This window comes from Rhodococcus sp. WY5 (assembly GCF_018588185.1).
Classification (GTDB): Bacteria; Actinomycetota; Actinomycetes; order Mycobacteriales; family Mycobacteriaceae; genus Rhodococcus_F; species Rhodococcus_F qingshengii.
The window spans coordinates 2,212,085-2,228,264 of sequence record NZ_JAAMPR010000001.1; the positions used below are offsets into that span (position 1 = coordinate 2,212,085).

Consider the following 16,180-nt stretch of genomic DNA (forward strand, 5'->3'; position numbering starts at 1 on the left):
GAGGAAAAGACAGTGACAACTTCGGAAGCTGCGAAGACCGCCGGCGATTGGCGTGGAGCCGATCTCGGGACCCGCACCGTGTCGTACACCGAGCGCGACGCGATCCTGTACGCACTTGCCGTGGGCGCCAAGGCGACCGAGCTGGACCTCGTCTTCGAGGATCAGCTTCGGGTACTGCCGACCTTTGCTCTGACGCTGGCGCAGTGGGCTCCCGACGCTCTGGGTTCGGCGGGCGCCTTCGACACCTCGACGGCACTGCACGGCTCGCAAGAGCTGAAAGTGCTTGCTCCGCTTCCGCGTAGCGGTGACGTGACCTTGAAGGCTTCGGTCGGCGAGGTGTGGGACAAGGGCGCAGCGGCCGTGTTCGAAGTGAAGGTGGAGTGCGAATACTTCGTCGCGACCTGGTCACTTTTTGCCCCCGGTGCCGGTGGATTCGGCGGAGAACGTGGACCCTCACGTCCGGCGGAACCGACCGGCGAGCCTTCGTTGACCGGTGTGTTGACCACAGCGGAGAACCAGACGGCGATGTACCGGCTCCTGGGCGACAAGCACCACATCCACATCGATCCCGAGGCTGCGGCGCGGATCAACCAGCCGCGTCCGATCATGCACGGCCTGTGCACGTTGGCCGCGAGCACGCTCGAGCTTGCCCGGGTCGCCGGAGTGCATCCGGCGCACCTCGTGAGCCTCGAGGGTCGATTCGCTGCGGCGATCCATCCGGGTGAAGCGCCGTCCATCGTTGCGTGGGGAACTCCCGACGACCTGGCCTTCCAGGTCACCAAGGGTGATCAGGTAGCGATTTCCGGTGCACGAGTGAGCTTCTCCGCTCGCTAGTCCCTCCAGACTCAACTGCGGGGTGCTTGACCCCTCGTCGCGCCCCGCAGTTGTTCACACGAAGAAGCAGCCCCCGAGCGAATCCGCTCAGGGGCTGCTTCGTATTTGTTTCAATCCTGGTGGGTCGCCATGTAGCGAGCCGGGTACTCACCGCCGCCGTGAACGGCGATGTCGGCGCCGTTCACGTACGAGGAGAGCGGGCTCGCCAGGAACAGGCAGGAGTTGGCGATATCGGCCGGCACGGCCATGCGCTCCATCGGAATGGTCCTGGTGACCGCAGCGCCGCCGTCGGCGCCGTAGACCTCGGCGGCAGCCTCGGTACGGATCAGGCCGGTGGTGATGTGGTTGATCCGGACCTTCGGCGCCCATTCGAGGGCCAATGCCTTGGTCAGAACGAGGAGGCCTGCCTTGGCTGCGCTGTACGCCGCGGTTCCGGGCTGCGGGTCGATCGCCGAGACACTGCCGATGTTGATGATGGCACCGCCGTCGTCCTGAGTCTGCATCACTGCATTTGCGGCCTGGGCAACGTTGAAGGGTGCCAACAGGTTCAGGGCCACGATCTTCTCGACGAAGCGGGGTGACACCGTCGCAGCATCGGCATCGGGGGAGCCGCCGGCGTTGTTGACCAGGACGTCCAGACGGCCGAAGCGCTCGACGGCATCCTGGACGAGGGCTGCGGCGTCGGCGGGATCGCGGACGTCAGTGGCGCGAAAGGCTGCGCTACGGCCGTCGGCGGTGGGTAGGTTTTCGGGCTCGTTACGGCCACAGACCAGCACGTTCGCACCCGCGGCGAGGAAGGTTTCGGCGATGACGTAGCCGATGCCTTTGGTGCCGCCGGTGACGATCACCGAGCGTCCGCTGAAATCGACGGGGTTGGGCAGTGTCACGGTGGAGCCTTCCTGGTGCGGTGCCGAGCTGAATTGCCGCCCAATGTGATTGACGCGACGTGGTCGCACACCTTAGGGTCAAGCAAGTGCTTGGTTGTTTTGTAGGTCGAGTGTAGACGACAAACGGCGGCAGTCACCAGAATCGACCGGTCCCTCCCGCAAAGGGACCTCTGCGTCGACAGACATTGGAGTAGTCACATGGGCAAGCTCGAAGGCAAAGTTGCACTCATCACGGGTGCGGGTCAGGGAATCGGGCAGGGGATTGCCCTGGCCTTGGCCAAAGAGGGCGCCGTGATCGCCGTTGCCGGCCGCACCGAATCCAAGTTGCACACCACGTGCGGACTACTGGCTGACATCGGTGCGCGCGGTGAGGCGGTGGTCTGCGACGTCAGCAAGAAGGACGACATCACCGACGCCGTGGACCGTACCGTCGAACTGTTCGGCGGAATCGACATCCTGGTCAACAACGCCAACGACTGCAAGCCCGGCCCACTCTTGAGCGTGCTCGACGAAGACTTCGAGCGTTCCTTCGCGACGGGGCCGCTCGCCACCCTGCGCATGATGCAGGCGTCGTACCCCCACATGAACAGTCGTGGCGGTGGCGTCATCATCAACATGGTCACCTCGGCGGCGGTGCGCTGGGATGCCAGTAACTACGGCGCTTACGGTTCCATCAAAGAAGGCATGCGCTCGTTGACCCGCGCTGCGGCCTGTGAATGGGGCAAGGACAACATTCGCGTTCTCAATGTTGCCCCGCACGCCAAGACTCCCGCGTTGCAGTGGTGGATGGACAAGAATCCCGAAGAGGCAGCGGCATTTGTCGCAGGTATTCCGCTGGGACGCGTCGGAGACCCCGAGACCGACATCGGTCGTGCCGTCGTCTTCCTCGTCAGCGAAGACGCCGGGTACCTCACGGGTGCCACGATCCCGCTCGACGGCGGCCAGTCGCGCTGGGGCTGACCGCCATCGACCCGATCAGGTCATCACGGCGCCGCCGTCGACGGCAATCGTCTGGCCGGTGACGTTGCGAGCCTTGTCACTGAGCAAAAAGGCGACCATCTCGGCGATGTCTCCGGGCGTCTGAGCTCGACCCATCGGAACCATCTGTGCGACAAAAGAATCGAAGACGTCAGCATCGGAAACATCTGTGAGCGAGGGATCGCGTCGACGCAGTTCCTTGATGGTTCGAAGCCACATGTCGGTGAGGATCAGGCCGGGCATGACCGTATTCGAGCGAAGTCCTCGAGTCGCACCGATTCGGGCGACGCTGTGACTCATCTCGATCACGGCGGCCTTCGATGGTCCGTAGTGCGCGAGCATGTCACCGCCCAAGCGGGCACCGATCGACGCGATGTTGACGATCGCTGCCGGACCCTCGGTTCTGCTCACGAATTCGCGGCACATCAGGAAGCTGCCCTTGGTGTTCACCGCAAAGGTGTTGTCCCACTGGTCTTCGGTGATCTCGAGGAACGGAGTGAAGACGCCGATTCCGGCGCCGTTGACGAGTGCAGTCGGGCTTCCGGCCGATGCAGCCACGTCGAAGGCGTTCTTGACGTCACCTTCACGTCGAACATCGCATCGTGCCGTGTGGACTGCTACGCCAAGGCTTTCCAGGCGTGCTGCGGTGTCGGCGAGTGCGGCCTCTTCGATGTCGAGGAGAAGCAGGGTGCCGAAGTCCTCCGCAAGGCGCTCGGCAATAGCGGCGCCCAACCCGGCAGCTGCGCCGGTGACAATGGCTACGGGCGCGCTCACGGCAGGTGCGTTTCGAGCAGTGGGGCAAGCAGTTCGGCTGCGCGCGCCGCAGTGATGACCTCGCTCGGGTCCACCTTGGTCACGACTTTCGAAGCAGAATCTTCGTAGACATGCTCACCGATGAGTCGCCCCTGCTCGTCGTACGGCCAGACAAATGCCAAGGTCCGACGCACGAGATACCAACCGTCGGGGTCGATGTCCGACGACTGTTCGGGGGCTGCGGGGGTGGATCCACCCGATTCGTGCACCGCGCCGAACACCCCGTCTCCCAGAATCGATCCTGGGACGAATTGACTGAAGAGAGTCTCACCCGAGAATCCGCTGTCGGAGACCGCGAAGTCGGACTGTCCGGTCCACATGACAAGGGTGTCCGTCTCGGCGAGTGACTGGTAGAAGTTGGTGACGGCGTCCATGCCGTCCAGAACAATCGACTGCCCGTCTTCGAACAACCGGTAGACGGGTTCTTCGACGGTCATGTCGGGCGAGAGGATTTCCTTGTAACGACCGGAGACCTCGAGCAATGCGTGGCGCCGGTAGTTTCGGAGGATCTTCTGGTGCCGCGGATTGTCGATGGTTTCCAATTGCTTTTCGACGCCATCCATCATGTGGACGAATTCGTGCTCGTACTTGCTCATCACATCTCCTGGTTTCGCGGATTCGGCGGGCTGTCCGGATCTGCGACAACTGTGACCTGACGTGGCATTCGCTGTACATGTAGAACTTCGTTCGACAATTGCCGGTTTGCTTAACTCCGCTGTTCAGATACCGTGATGGTCATCACTTTGCTGGCGAACAGCGGCCTAAGACAACCGAATGGACGGTAATGAAAAAGGCGAGAAGAGGTGAAGATCTGAATCTGCGGTTGGTGTCCTCGTTGCTCGTCGTCGTGGCGGAAGGGCACTTCGGTCGAGCGGCAGACCGGTTGTTCGTCACGGCGCCTGCTCTCAGTCAGCAGATTCGTCGACTCGAGGAACAGGTGGGTGTCGAGTTGGTTGATCGCAGTTCGCACCCGGTGGTGCTCACCGCCGCGGGTGAGGTGTTCGTCGCGGATGCGCGGCCCGCTCTCGAGTTCGCCGTTCGCGCGATGAACGGGCTCGACGCACTCGAGCGTCGGCGGGCCAGGCGGTTGCGGATCGGATTCATCAACGGGGCGGCCGGAAGTTTGGGACGTGCGGTGATCGATTCGTTGCATGCGGAGGTGGAGCTGGTCCAATTGGACTGGTCCCAACAGGTTTCCGCGGTGGCGAGCGCGACCGTCGACGCGGCCTTCGTGCGACCGCCACTGCCGGTGCTCGACGGTGTGGTGCTCGAACGGATAGGCGTCGAACCGCGGGTGGTGGCTCTGCCTCGAGGACACCGACTGGCGGGTCGCGCGAGCATCGAGATTTCTGAAATAGATGGGACTGTGCAGGTTTCGAGTGACGGCGCACCACCCGAATGGGTGAAATGGTGGTCGGTGGACCCGCGCCCGAGTGGTGTACCCGTCCGGTACGGTCCCTCTGTCCGCACGATGGACGAAGCGCTCGAGGTTGTCGCCAACGGTCGGGCGGTGGTGATAACGGCAGCAACCATTGCCGAGTACTACACCCGCTCGGATATCAGTTTCGTGCGCATTTCCGATATCGAGCAGTGTTCGATCGATCTGTGTACCCGTGAGGGCGACAGCAGTCCGGCAGTGATCGAGCTACGCAAAGCTGTTTCAGCCCTCGGTGCCGACAGGTGATTGCCGTGTCCTGATGTGATGCGCATGTACTCGGATGAAATACGCATGCTTGCCGTCTTCGTTTTAGTCAGATAGACTAAAACCATGAAAACGATCAGCACGGCACTTGAAATCGTCGAGGCAGCACGAGTTTCGGCCGATGTGTTCGGGGGAGACTCCAGCGATCTCGACACCCGTCGCGCTGCGAAGCGTCGTTTTCATCGGCTCGCCTCCGCCATTCATCCGGACCGGGCGAAGCCCAAAGATCGGGTGCGATACTCGGCCGCAACATCTCGGTTGAACGAGCTATACCGCAGTTGGACAGCGGAGTTCGAGCCGGCAGATTCTCGGCCCGTTTATGTCGGCGAGCGGGGCGAGTACACGTTGGGTGGACTGGTAGCGCGCGGCTCGGTCGCTAACCTGTACCGGTCCGATGCCGGTGTCGTACTGAAGATTCCGCGAGACCCTCGGGCGAACTCGATGATCGAGGCCGAACGGAATGTGTTGACGGACATCGAGAATTCGTGCGAAGCCGGTTGGGCAGTCTCGTACTTCCCGCGATTGATCGATCAAATCACCCATGTGGGCAGCGGCACGAGACGTCAGATCGATGTGTTGGACGATCTGACCGAAGGTTTTGTGAGTCTCGCCGACGTCCGTGAGGCGTATCCAGGTGGCCTCGATCCACGGGACTGGGCGTGGATGCACCGACGGCTACTTCGGGCTCTGGCAGCAGCGCATGCGACTGGTTGGGTGCACACGGCGATTACCGCGGAGAACGTGCTGATCGAGCCTGATCGGCACGGGGTGGTGCTGGTCGGCTGGTCCTTTGCCACCCGTACGGGCAGCCGCCCGGTGGCGACGATCGGTTCCGATCGTGATTCGTACCCACCGGAACTCGGCGAAGGAGCGTCTCCGGCCTGGGACGTCTACATGGCTCATCATTTGATGCTCCGAATGCTGGGCGAGCAGACCCACGAACGGATGAAGGCGTTTGCCGACGGCTGCATGCAGGACAACCCGAGATTGCGTCCCGACGCGGTCGACCTACTGGGTGAGTTCGACGAACTCCTCGATCTTCTCTATGGCCAGCGGACATTTCGTCCGTTCGCCGTTCCATCCACGAAAGGACAGTGATTGTCATGGGCTACGGATACTGGGACGACAACACCTATTTGGCGGGCAAGACTTTTCGTGCCGCACGCGGTGTCGACGATTTCGGTTACACCGATTCGCTTCGGTCGCGTCCGCGAAGCAGTTGGAAAGCGGACCCGACCCTCGACCCCTTCGGCGTCGACAAGCGTGAATGCCGAGACTCGGCCGGGCACCCCGATTCTCTCCCGATAGCAGTGCTTTTCGATGTCACCGGCTCGATGGGCGCTGTTCCGCGAATCATGCAGGACAAGCTCGGAAAGCTGCACGGGCTGCTGCAACGCAAGGGATACGCGGATGATCCGCAGATTCTGTTCGGTGGTATCGGCGACGCCGATTCCGATCAGGTGCCACTACAAGTCGGCCAGTTCGAGTCGGGTAACGCGATGGACGAGCAGCTTCGGACCATCTTCCTCGAGGGCAACGGTGGTGGACAGAAGTCGGAAAGCTATGAATTGGCAGCATATTTCATGGCGCGCCACACCAGTACGGATGCCTGGGAGAAGCGTGGAAGGAAAGGCTACCTCTTCATCATCGGCGACGAGCTGAACAAGCCGCGACTCTCGGCTCGTCACATCCGTTCGGTGATCGGCGACAAGGTACGTCAGGACGTATCGGTCTCGTCGATCTACCGTGAACTCGAAGAAAGATGGAATGTCTACTTCGTTCTGCCAGATCAGTCGTCGTACTTCAACGATCCGGAAATCGCGGATCACTGGAAGAAGTTGCTCGGTGAACGCTTCGTCAAACTCGACGACCCCGCTGCGGTGTGCGAACTGATCGCGCTGACGGTCGGAATCGGCGAGGACCGCATCGACCTGCGTGACGGACTGGCGGATCTCCGCGACATCGGTTCAAGAGCTGAAGCCGAGACCGTCGGCAAGGCTCTCGCTCTAATTCCAGGGCGCAGCACCGCGACGGTGGCCGGGTTGCCCCACGATCTCGGAACCGATACGGACGATGTCGATTTCGCATAGAAGGAGAGCATGATGGAGCCGTTCGAAGACCGCGATATCGTCGTCGTAGACCTCGGGTTCGGAGATGCGGGGAAGGGAGCAACCGTCGATTGGCTTTGCTCCGACCAAGCCGATTTGGGTGTGGCCGCAGTGGTCCGGTTCAACGGTGGGGCACAGGCAGCGCACAACGTGACGGTCGGCGAGCGCCACCACACGTTTTCGCAGTTCGGTTCGGGAACGCTGTCCGGCGTCCCGACGTTTCTCTCGAGATTCGTGTTGGTCGAGCCCATCGCGCTCGCCCGGGAGGCGCGTGCTCTGGAAGCGCTCGGAGTTCGAAATCCGTTCGATTTGATACGGATCGACGCGCGCGCATTGTTGACGACGCCGATTCACGTGGCCGCCAACAGGGCCCGTGAGGATGCTCGCGGCGGTAACCGACACGGCTCGTGTGGCAAGGGGATCGGTGAGACCGCGGCGTACGCGCTCGAAGTTGCGAATGCGCCTACGGTGGGAGACTGCCGGCGACCTGACTCCTTGCGTCGTAAGTTGTCGGCGTTGGTCACATTCTACGGACCGTTGATCGCGGAGAGTCGCCACGGTTTTCCGCCGATCGACGACATGGTCGACATGTACGCGGAATTCGGTGCCGTCGTGGACATCGCCGACCCGGATGCGCTGGGCGCGTTGGGTGCCGGTGGTCGTCTGGTATTCGAGGGGGCACAAGGTGTCCTTCTCGACGAGTGGCGGGGGTTTCACCCACACACCACGTGGTCGACGGTCGAGCCGTCCAACGCGCGAGCAATGATCGACGAGTTGGGCCGGGACAGTTACGTACTCGGCGTCACCCGCACCTACATGACACGACACGGAGCTGGGCCCTTCCCGACGGAGGATCCGGAGTTGGCGAAGGTGTTGCCCGAGCTGCACAACGGGACGGGTGAGTATCAAGGCGGATTCCGGACGGGCCACTTCGACGAGTTGTTGTTGCACTACGCAATCGAGGTGAGCGGTGGCGTCGACGGTTTGGCGCTTACTCATCTCGATGCGATGGATCGCGCGCGGGCTGCAGGCATCCCGATCCACGGGGTGCACGCGTACGAAGGATTGCCGTTCGTTCCCGTCGGAGAGTGGAAGGATCTCGATCACCAGCAGGCGCTGACAGATTCCCTGAAAGCCGTAGGGGTCGTGCCGAAGGAACTTCCGGCCGACCCGGAGGATTTCGCCCGGTATCTGAGCGAGGAAATGGGTGCGCCGGTAGTGCTGACCGCGAACGGTGCCGACCGGGTCGATCGTCAGGTGCGCTGTCCAGTGCCTGCATGATGGACGGTGTGGACCAGTCACTTGTCTCGATCGATGTCATCGCGCTCCGGTTCGGCAATCCGGAACCCGGGATGTTGCGATTTGCCGTCACTCCGCGGCAAGCGGAGCCGTACACCGGGCAGTTGGCGCTGCCCGGTGTACTGCTGGGCGCCGGTGAGCGGTTGCAGGACGCCGCCAGGCGAGCCGTGACCACCAAGCTCGGAATTCCCGACGAGAAGATCCTCGTCAGCGGTCAATTGACCGTGTTCGACGAACCCAATCGAGACCCCCGCGGTCCGACGCTCTCGGTGACCATGTGGGCAGTGATCTCGTCGGACGAGGTGCCGGGTTCGGCCGAATGGGTGAGCTGGGACAACCCGGGGGACCTTGCGTTCGACCACAATCGGATAGTCGCCGATACCCGCCCGATCCTTGCTGACACCCTGTTGTGGCGAGATCAGGCATTCACGCGGGCACTACTGGGTCCGTCGTTTCCGGCGTCGTACGCGCTGGCCGTGGCGGAGGAGCTTTCCGGTGTGCGTCCGGACCCGGGCAATTTGAACCGGACGCTCAAAGCGTTGCCAGGGCTGGAACGTACGGACGAACGAGTCCGGGTCAGTGCCACCGGGCGACCCGCGGTGGTCTGGGCGTGGACCGAAAACAGCTGACCTACCTCAGAAGTTGCCCCGCGCGGCCTGCTCACGCTCGATCGCTTCGAACAGGGCTTTGAAGTTTCCCAGTCCGAATCCCAGTGAGCCGTGGCGTTCGATGATCTCGAAGAACACGGTGGGACGATCTCCGATCGGCTTGGTGAAGATCTGAAGAAGATAGCCGTCCTCGTCGCGGTCGACGAGGATGCCTCGCTTCTGCAATTCCTCGATCGGAACTCGAACCTCTCCGATACGCGCGCGCAATTCGGGATCCTCGTAATACGAAGCCGGAGTAGAGAGAAACTCGATTCCTTCGTCGACCAGAGCATCGACTGCTCCGAGGATGTCGTTGGTCGCAAGCGCGAGATGCTGAGCGCCGGGACCTTGATAGAACTCGAGGTACTCGTCGATCTGTGACCGCTTCTTCGCGATGGCAGGTTCGTTGAGTGGGAACTTGACTCGGTGATTGCCGCTCGAGACGACCTTGCTCATCAGCGCGGAGTAGTCGGTGGCTATGTCGCCGCCCACGAACTCGGCCATGTTGGTGAATCCCATGACCCGGTTGTAGAAGTCGACCCACTGGTCCATCTTGCCGAGTTCGACGTTGCCGACGACGTGGTCGAGGGCCTGGAAGATGCGCTCGGGCGCGCCGTCACGCTTGCGGTACGACGACGTCCGTTCGACGTATCCGGGAAGGTAAGGGCCGGTGTAGCGGGAACGGTCGACGAGGGTGTGCCGAGTCTCGCCGTACGTCGCGATGCTGGCCAGGCGAACGGTGCCGTGCTCGTCGGTGACGTCGTGCGGTTCGCTCAACACCGTCGCACCTTGGGTGATGGCGTGCGCGATGCACTTGTCCACGTCAGGGACGCTGAGCGCGATGTCGCGGATGCCGTCGCCATGACGGCTGTGATGCGCCATCAACTCGCTTGTCGGATCCACAGCACCTTTGACGACAAAGCGCACGGCACCGCTCTTGAGTACAAACGCGTGGTGGTCGCGGTTTCCCGTCGACGGGCCTGAATAGGCCACCAATTCCATGCCGAATGCGGACTGGAAGAAATGTGAAGTCTGCGTGGCGTTTCCGACGATCCATTCGAGGCCGTCCCAACCACTCACCGGGAAGGGATCGTGATCGCTGTCGTACTCGACCAGTCCGACCAGCTGGCGTAATTGCTCCAGATCCAGGCCGGCCAACTGTTCGTCGTCGGTGAGAGTCTGTTCGACGGTCATGGTGAGTCCCCTCTGAGTGCGATGTACACAGCGCGGTGCTCGAGTTATGTTCGGCACTGCCAGTACAAACAGATAAGTCCTTCAGAGGTTGGGTAGTCAACGGAGGTAGTTGAAAGTAGACACAGCGCCGGAATGCGAAGATGGTGGCACTGTTTTGTAGGCAATTTGCATAGTTGAACGACGAGTGGAGCGGACGTGAATCTCGACGCAGTGGATCTGGCTCTGTTGGACGCGATGAACAAGCACCCGAGAGCCGGTGCGTTGGAGCTTTCGCGTCAGGTCAAGGTTGCGCGGGCGACAGTGCAGGCGAGATTGAAAAGGATGGAAGATGCGGGCGTCATCGCCGGATACGCGCCGCACATCAATTTGGCTGCAGCGGGTTTCGGAGTACAAGCATTCGTGACTTTGCAGATCGCCCAGGGGGCGCTCGACACCGTCACCGCGGAACTCGAGGCAATCCCCGGTGTGCTCGAAGCCTTTGCCACCACCGGCTCCGGCGACGTGCTGTGCCGGATTGCCGCTGCGTCGCACGAGGATTTGCAAGCGACGCTGCTCGAACTGAATCGGTCGGGGATAGCCACCCGGTCGACCAGCGTCATGGTTCTCTCGGTTGTGGTGCCGCTCCGGTCGATGCCCCTCCTGCAGACTCTGCAATCGGAGCAGACGACCAAGGCCCCGGCGTACCGACGAGGCGGTCAGTCTCGCTGACGACCCGGAGCCCAGAATCCCAGAACGATCGCGGATACCCACATGATCGCAGCGAGCGTGAGTGCTCCTTGATCCATGCCTTTGATGAAGGCTTCACGGGCGAATTCGGCCAACTGGGCACCCTGCGGCCCGGCTGCTTCGGCGACGTGGAGAGCGGCGGCCAGAGAACCGGATACCGGCTCCTTGGCCGGTTCGGGTAGCAAGTCGACCGCGGGCTGGACGTGATTTCCGTAGCCGGCGGCGAGGATACTTCCCGCCAGTGCAACGCCGATGGCGGAGCCGATCTCACGGGTTGCGTCGTTGACTGCTGATGCAACACCCTGTTTGGAGTCCGGTGCGTTGGAGACGATGGCAGCAGTGGCGGGGGTTGTCGACAAACCCAATCCAATAGCGGCCACTACCAAGGGAACACAGACTTCGGCATAGGTCGAACTGGCGTCCAAGCGCGTCAAGAGCGCAATTCCGGTTCCGAGGAAGGCAACCCCGGTGGCGGTGAGGGCGCGAAGGCCGATACGCGGAATCAGCAGGGGAGCAACCACGGACAGCGCCATCACCGGCACGGCGATCGGCATGAGGGCGAGCGCCGATTGCAGGGGGGAGTAGTCGAGCACCAGTTGGAGATACTGCACGATCAGGAAGAACAAGCCGAAAGTCGCCAGGAATTGCAGGGTCAGTGACGCTGCGCCGCTGCCGAATGCACGATTGGCAAACAGTCTGACGTCCAGAAGTGGGTGGCGAGTGCGTAATTCGACCCAGCTGAAGATTGCTGTCATGGCAATTCCGCCGACCAGCAACGCGAGAACTACCGGATCGAGCCAACCACGGGCCGGCGCCTCGATCATCCCCAGGACGAACAGTCCGATCGAGCCGGCGATCAGCGCTGTACCAGGTAGATCGAGTGGAGTTGCCTCCGTGTCCTTCGACGTCACGATCGTGAACGACACCACGAGGATGAGGACCGAGACGACGGCCAGGCTGACGAAAATCGAATGCCAGGACCATTTTTCGAGGAGTAGACCGGAGACGACGAGTCCGGCGATTGCACCGGACCCTGCGACGCCGGACCAGACTCCGACGGCGCGGGCACGCTGCGCCGGCGGGAAACCTGCAGTGAGTAGAGACAGCGTCGCCGGCATGACAAATGCGGCGCCGACGCCGGATATCACGCGGGAGACGATGACCCACGACGGTTCGTCCGCGAAGACCGGAATCGACGAGCCGGCAGCAAAAACGAGTAGTCCGAACATGAGCAGTTCTCGTCGACCGTATCGATCGCCGAGTGCGCCCGCCGGCAACAAGAGACAAGCCAGCGTGAGCGTGTACCCGTCCACGATCCACGTGAGCTGGCTCTGTGTTGCACCGGTATCGCGGGCCAAGTCGGGAAGGGCCGTGTTGAGAGCGGCCATCGCTGCGACGACCAGCGCGACGGCGCAGCACGCGACCGTCAGCATCCAGATCTGTCGGATGGTCCACGTGGACTGTTCGAGCGTCGTATCGCTACTCACGAAACCTCCCGATAGAAACAAGACCATCAGTATCGTTACAAGAACAGCAGTTCCACAACCCCCAAGTGGGTATAACTGAAGTTGTGACGGTGGGAATCGACAAGCAGGGAATCGAACAGCAGGGAAACGACGAGGACCCGCGCAAACAGCGTTCCAGGTCCAGGTTGCTCGACGCAGCGACCACGCTGCTGGCAGAAGGCGGCGTCGACGCCGTGACGATCGATGCCGTCACCAAGTTGGCCAACGTCGCGCGTGCGACGCTGTACCGCCATTTCGACAGCGGCACGGAGTTACTCGCCGCGGCATTTGCACGTCTACTGCCGCCGGTGCCGGAGATGTCCGGTGAAGGCGATCTCCGCGCGCAGTTGCTCGAGTTGTTGACCAGTCAGGCCAAGGCCATCGAAAGCGCACCGATCCAGGTGACGGCGATGTGCTGGCTCGGCTTGGGGCCGGAACTGAAGGGTTATTCGAGCGTCGATGCCCTGTCCACGGACAAGCCCGAATTGCGATCGCTGCGCCAGACGGTTTTCGAGCAGTACCGACACGCGTTCGATCGGATCCTGCGCTCGCCGGACGCGATCGACGCGTTGGGGGAGTACGACTACGACGTCGCACTTGCTCAGTTGGTCGGACCTTTGGTGCTCACCAAGCTGGCCACGCTGACGCCTCTCGGGGAGGCTGCGTGTGAGCAGATCGTGGACGACTTTCTGGCTGCACGCGGAGTGTCGAGCTGAGAGCTCACGGCTCCAGATTGCGGCGTAGCACGTACTGCTCGAGCCTGTCGATGCCGCGCACTCGTCGCGGACGAAGGTGTCGCAGTTTGAAATTGGCGTCCGAGCCGAGCTGGGTGGCCAGCTCGGAGTCGATCAGCACAGTGCCGGGACGAGCAGAGCTGGTGAGACGCGCGGCCTTGTTGACCACCGAACCGTAGAGATCTCCGAAGCGAACCAACGTCGGCCCCATGGCCAGACCCACCCGAAGCTGCGGATCGTCGTGATCGGAGAGGACCGCCTGCTGGATCTGCAAAGCGATCTCGGCGGCGTGATGAGGACTCTCGGCGGCAAACATGACCTCGTCACCGACGGTCTTGACCACCCAGCCGTAGTTGCGACCGATGATTTCGGTGGACGCGGACTCGAACCGCTCGAGCAGATCGTTGAGTTCGGCGGAGTCGAGGCCGCGGGTCAGCGAGGTGTACCCGACGATGTCGGCGAAACCCACGACCAGAACACGACTCGCTACTTCTTCGCCCGGGTTTCCGACGTTGCGGCCCGTCGACGACGCGACGTGGCGCTTCCACACGTACGTCTGCAGAGATTCGACAGCGGGAATGATCTCGGCGCCGAGGCGCAGAACGATCTTCCGGATCGCTTCGGGCTCGTGATCTGCCGAGTCGGCGAGCTGGTCGATGATGTGTGTGCTGATCAGCGAGACCTGCCACTCAGCCAACCTCGACATCGACTGCCCCAGTGAACGGGCGGCAGCCACCTCACTGCTCTGCGAGATGACTCCTCGATTGACCATGTCGATGATCGTCTTGAGGGCGTTGGCGTCTTGCTGGGTGAACATGACGGCGTCGGGATCCTCGTCGACGGCAAAGCCCATCGCGACCCACAAACGATCGGCACGCTCGCGTGTCACACCGGCGAATTCCGCGATCTGCGATTGCGTGAAGCAGCGCGGTCCGCCGAGGAGGGACTCCTCGATGTCGGCTTGAATCCGGCTGAGCAGATGAGCATCGACGTCGACCGGATCAGCGGTGTGAGGTTCAGCAGCGTGAGATTCAGCAGGGGCGGGTTCGGTGACCTCGTCGATCCACTCTGACTCCGAACTGCTCACCGTGCTCCTTCTTGCCGCAACGAATTTCTGTCCACCATCTTCCACGCGGTGCCCCGAGAACAGTACTGAATTGGCCGAACCGTCTACGGATCCTCGGGCTCAGGCGGGCGGTGAGAGTCAACACGTCGGTGGCTTGTGCAAGAGTTGCCCCGAGAAAAGCACTGTCGATACCGAAATGCACGAGATACTTCTGAAAGGACCTGCGCATGCCACCCCGTAGACGTTCCGGCGCTGCCGCATCAACGCCGGATCACCTCACTGCGGACAATCTGGCAGCGCTCGCCACGGCTGTCGCCGAAGGCAAGCGTGCCACCGTCTATCTGCGCGAGGCGACTCCCAGCCTGGGGATCGAAGCCGGTACCTCGGCGAAAGTCGTGTCGGTGGACGGCAACACCGTGATGATCCGCCCCAAAGGCGTCAACGACGAATTGCCTTTCGAGGCAGAGGAATTGCGCATAAACCGCGTCTCCGCGGCACCGGCCAAACCGGCGCCACGGCCCAAACCAGTTGTGGAGTCCGAGCCCCTGATGGAGCCACTCGTAGAGCCTGTTCGACCGAAGCCGCGTGCGCAGCCTGCACCCGCTCCGGTACCGACTACCACTGCTGCCCCTGCCGCGACACCTCGTCCGGCCGTCAAGCGTGCGAAGAAACTGCCGGCCGGCATCAGCGTCACCATCCATGCGGGCGCGGACAACGACTGGAGCGTGACGGTCACACAGGGCGCCAAGCGTCCGGGCAAAGCAGTTCCGGTCGCACCCGATGCGGTCGAGCGAGCTGTCCGCGAGTTGGGTGAGCCCACCGCAATCGAGGCTGTCGAGTCCATCATCGTCGCTGCACGGGACATGGCTGCAGCGCGAGTCGACGAGTTGAGCCGTCAGCTCGAGGAGGCACGCAAGATGCTCGAGGCGCTCGGAGCTACCGACTAGACACGCTGCGTAGGTCCGCACTTTCCGGGGTATGCGTTTTTTGCAGCGGGGAGATTACCGGCGGAGAGATTGTGATGTTGCAGCGAATTGTTTCGGCTCTGGCAGCGTTGGTCTTGGCACTCGGACTCGGGTTCATCGTCAGCAGCAACGCTGTTGCTGCACCCACGCCCATGGGTGGTGGTTCGGGCATCATCATCGACAATCAGCTGGTCTGTACGTTGACCACTATCGGTCACGACAACGGCGGCAGACTCGTGGGTATCACCGCAGGTCACTGCGGTGGTCCTGGATCGTTCGTGATCCCGGAAAGCAACGAGGAGGCAGGCGTGGTCGGCACGTTCGTCGAGTCGAACCCGGACCTGGACTACGGGGTCATCCAGTTCGATCCGGGCAAGGTCACACCAGTTCGAACGGTGGGCGCGGCAACCATCACCTCGATCGGCGCTCCGGCCAGCTTCCCGGCCACAGCCTGCAAGGAAGGCCGTACGACGGGCACGACCTGCGGCGTCGTCTGGGGAGACCTGAGCGCCGACGCATCCACCTGGACTCAGATCTGCGTCGACCACGGTGATTCGGGAGCCCCGGTCACGGTCGGGACGACGCTGGTCGCGATGGTCAACGCCTACCTCTGGGTGCCGTGCCTGGGGCCGGAACTCGGCACCAACATGACCTCCATCGTGGACACGATCAATGCCCACGGAGGCGTCGGCGCCGGGTACCGGCCCATCTAGCGGCGAGCT

The 16,180-nt window shown here is 62.3% G+C and carries 17 protein-coding genes; 11 read left to right on the forward strand and 6 right to left on the reverse strand.

The features are described from left to right. Positions 1-12 precede the first annotated feature (12 nt). Positions 13-834, forward strand: coding sequence for a MaoC/PaaZ C-terminal domain-containing protein (locus G4D79_RS10285; protein WP_075834402.1), 822 nt, complete (start codon positions 13-15; stop codon positions 832-834). A gap of 110 nt (positions 835-944) precedes the next feature. Here G4D79_RS10285 and G4D79_RS10290 read toward each other — a convergent pair whose 3' ends face one another. Then, on the reverse strand, positions 945-1,721 hold the full coding sequence (locus G4D79_RS10290) for an SDR family oxidoreductase (RefSeq protein WP_003940546.1): 777 nt from the start codon (positions 1,719-1,721) through the stop codon (positions 945-947). Positions 1,722-1,919: 198 nt separating this feature from the next. On the opposite strand from G4D79_RS10290, the gene G4D79_RS10295 reads away from it, so the two are divergent. Beyond that, the gene (locus G4D79_RS10295) at positions 1,920-2,681 is read left to right on the forward strand and encodes an SDR family NAD(P)-dependent oxidoreductase (protein ID WP_007732643.1); all 762 of its coding nucleotides are present in this window, start codon (positions 1,920-1,922) and stop codon (positions 2,679-2,681) included. A 15-nt stretch (positions 2,682-2,696) separates the two neighbouring features. Here G4D79_RS10295 and G4D79_RS10300 read toward each other — a convergent pair whose 3' ends face one another. Next, complete coding sequence (locus tag G4D79_RS10300) at positions 2,697-3,473, reverse strand: SDR family NAD(P)-dependent oxidoreductase (RefSeq protein WP_007732641.1); 777 nt, start codon at positions 3,471-3,473, stop codon at positions 2,697-2,699. Beyond that, positions 3,470-4,108, reverse strand: a complete 639-nt coding sequence (locus G4D79_RS10305) for a hypothetical protein (protein ID WP_007732640.1) — start codon at positions 4,106-4,108, stop codon at positions 3,470-3,472. The genes G4D79_RS10300 and G4D79_RS10305 overlap by 4 nt, the downstream gene beginning before the upstream one ends. 188 nt (positions 4,109-4,296) lie before the next feature. On the opposite strand from G4D79_RS10305, the gene G4D79_RS10310 reads away from it, so the two are divergent. The 5 genes from G4D79_RS10310 (at position 4,297) to G4D79_RS10330 (ending at position 9,250) form a co-directional block, all read left to right on the forward strand. Further along, positions 4,297-5,196: a LysR family transcriptional regulator gene (locus tag G4D79_RS10310; RefSeq protein WP_083056689.1), complete on the forward strand. Its 900-nt coding sequence runs from the start codon at positions 4,297-4,299 to the stop codon at positions 5,194-5,196. An 84-nt stretch (positions 5,197-5,280) separates the two neighbouring features. Continuing rightward, on the forward strand, positions 5,281-6,312 hold the full coding sequence (locus tag G4D79_RS10315; protein WP_099697532.1) for a hypothetical protein: 1,032 nt from the start codon (positions 5,281-5,283) through the stop codon (positions 6,310-6,312). A 5-nt stretch (positions 6,313-6,317) separates the two neighbouring features. Then, entirely contained in the window at positions 6,318-7,304 is a 987-nt protein-coding gene (locus G4D79_RS10320; RefSeq protein ID WP_030537005.1) for a hypothetical protein, read from the forward strand. Positions 7,305-7,313: 9 nt separating this feature from the next. Beyond that, positions 7,314-8,603 (forward strand): adenylosuccinate synthetase, encoded by a 1,290-nt coding sequence (locus tag G4D79_RS10325; RefSeq protein ID WP_058037676.1) that lies wholly within the window; start codon positions 7,314-7,316, stop codon positions 8,601-8,603. Further along, positions 8,600-9,250, forward strand: a complete 651-nt coding sequence (locus tag G4D79_RS10330; protein WP_020909123.1) for an NUDIX domain-containing protein — start codon at positions 8,600-8,602, stop codon at positions 9,248-9,250. The genes G4D79_RS10325 and G4D79_RS10330 overlap by 4 nt, the downstream gene beginning before the upstream one ends. Positions 9,251-9,256: 6 nt before the next feature. On the opposite strand, the gene hppD is transcribed toward G4D79_RS10330, so the two are convergent. Beyond that, positions 9,257-10,462, reverse strand: coding sequence for a 4-hydroxyphenylpyruvate dioxygenase (gene hppD, locus G4D79_RS10335; RefSeq protein WP_099697533.1), 1,206 nt, complete (start codon positions 10,460-10,462; stop codon positions 9,257-9,259). A 195-nt stretch (positions 10,463-10,657) separates the two neighbouring features. Here hppD and G4D79_RS10340 point away from each other — a divergent pair, with 195 nt between their 5' ends. Then, the gene (locus G4D79_RS10340; RefSeq protein WP_003939810.1) at positions 10,658-11,170 is read left to right on the forward strand and encodes an Lrp/AsnC family transcriptional regulator; all 513 of its coding nucleotides are present in this window, start codon (positions 10,658-10,660) and stop codon (positions 11,168-11,170) included. Here G4D79_RS10340 and G4D79_RS10345 read toward each other — a convergent pair. Continuing rightward, a complete protein-coding gene (locus G4D79_RS10345; protein ID WP_058037678.1) occupies positions 11,158-12,702 on the reverse strand; it encodes an MFS transporter in 1,545 nt (514 codons plus the stop codon). The two genes, G4D79_RS10340 and G4D79_RS10345, sit on opposite strands and share 13 nt — an antisense overlap. Before the next feature lie 56 nt (positions 12,703-12,758). On the opposite strand from G4D79_RS10345, the gene G4D79_RS10350 reads away from it, so the two are divergent. Then, positions 12,759-13,409 (forward strand): TetR/AcrR family transcriptional regulator, encoded by a 651-nt coding sequence (locus tag G4D79_RS10350; protein ID WP_030537009.1) that lies wholly within the window; start codon positions 12,759-12,761, stop codon positions 13,407-13,409. 4 nt (positions 13,410-13,413) lie between these two features. On the opposite strand, the gene G4D79_RS10355 is transcribed toward G4D79_RS10350, so the two are convergent. Further along, positions 13,414-14,559 carry an adenylate/guanylate cyclase domain-containing protein gene (locus tag G4D79_RS10355; RefSeq protein ID WP_099697534.1) on the reverse strand — a complete coding sequence of 382 codons (1,146 nt, stop codon included), beginning with the start codon at positions 14,557-14,559 and terminating at the stop codon, positions 13,414-13,416. 161 nt (positions 14,560-14,720) lie between these two features. On the opposite strand from G4D79_RS10355, the gene G4D79_RS10360 reads away from it, so the two are divergent. Next, the gene (locus G4D79_RS10360; RefSeq protein WP_003940205.1) at positions 14,721-15,440 is read left to right on the forward strand and encodes a DUF6319 family protein; all 720 of its coding nucleotides are present in this window, start codon (positions 14,721-14,723) and stop codon (positions 15,438-15,440) included. Positions 15,441-15,514: 74 nt separating this feature from the next. Next, the gene (locus G4D79_RS10365) at positions 15,515-16,171 is read left to right on the forward strand and encodes a hypothetical protein (RefSeq protein WP_003940290.1); all 657 of its coding nucleotides are present in this window, start codon (positions 15,515-15,517) and stop codon (positions 16,169-16,171) included. The last annotated feature ends 9 nt before the right edge of the window (positions 16,172-16,180 follow it).

Bases quoted from the DNA above. Each gene is read 5' to 3' on its own strand.
- G4D79_RS10295 (WP_007732643.1), top strand. From the start codon at position 1,920: ATGGGCAAGCTCGAAGGCAAAGTTGCACTCATCACGGGTGCGGGTCAG.
- G4D79_RS10305 (WP_007732640.1), bottom strand. From the start codon at position 4,108: ATGAGCAAGTACGAGCACGAATTCGTCCACATGATGGATGGCGTCGAA.
- G4D79_RS10310 (WP_083056689.1), top strand. From the start codon at position 4,297: ATGAAAAAGGCGAGAAGAGGTGAAGATCTGAATCTGCGGTTGGTGTCC.
- G4D79_RS10315 (WP_099697532.1), top strand. From the start codon at position 5,281: ATGAAAACGATCAGCACGGCACTTGAAATCGTCGAGGCAGCACGAGTT.
- G4D79_RS10320 (WP_030537005.1), top strand. From the start codon at position 6,318: ATGGGCTACGGATACTGGGACGACAACACCTATTTGGCGGGCAAGACT.
- G4D79_RS10325 (WP_058037676.1), top strand. From the start codon at position 7,314: ATGATGGAGCCGTTCGAAGACCGCGATATCGTCGTCGTAGACCTCGGG.
- G4D79_RS10330 (WP_020909123.1), top strand. From the start codon at position 8,600: ATGATGGACGGTGTGGACCAGTCACTTGTCTCGATCGATGTCATCGCG.
- hppD (WP_099697533.1), bottom strand. From the start codon at position 10,462: ATGACCGTCGAACAGACTCTCACCGACGACGAACAGTTGGCCGGCCTG.
- G4D79_RS10345 (WP_058037678.1), bottom strand. From the start codon at position 12,702: ATGGTCTTGTTTCTATCGGGAGGTTTCGTGAGTAGCGATACGACGCTC.
- G4D79_RS10360 (WP_003940205.1), top strand. From the start codon at position 14,721: ATGCCACCCCGTAGACGTTCCGGCGCTGCCGCATCAACGCCGGATCAC.
- G4D79_RS10365 (WP_003940290.1), top strand. From the start codon at position 15,515: ATGTTGCAGCGAATTGTTTCGGCTCTGGCAGCGTTGGTCTTGGCACTC.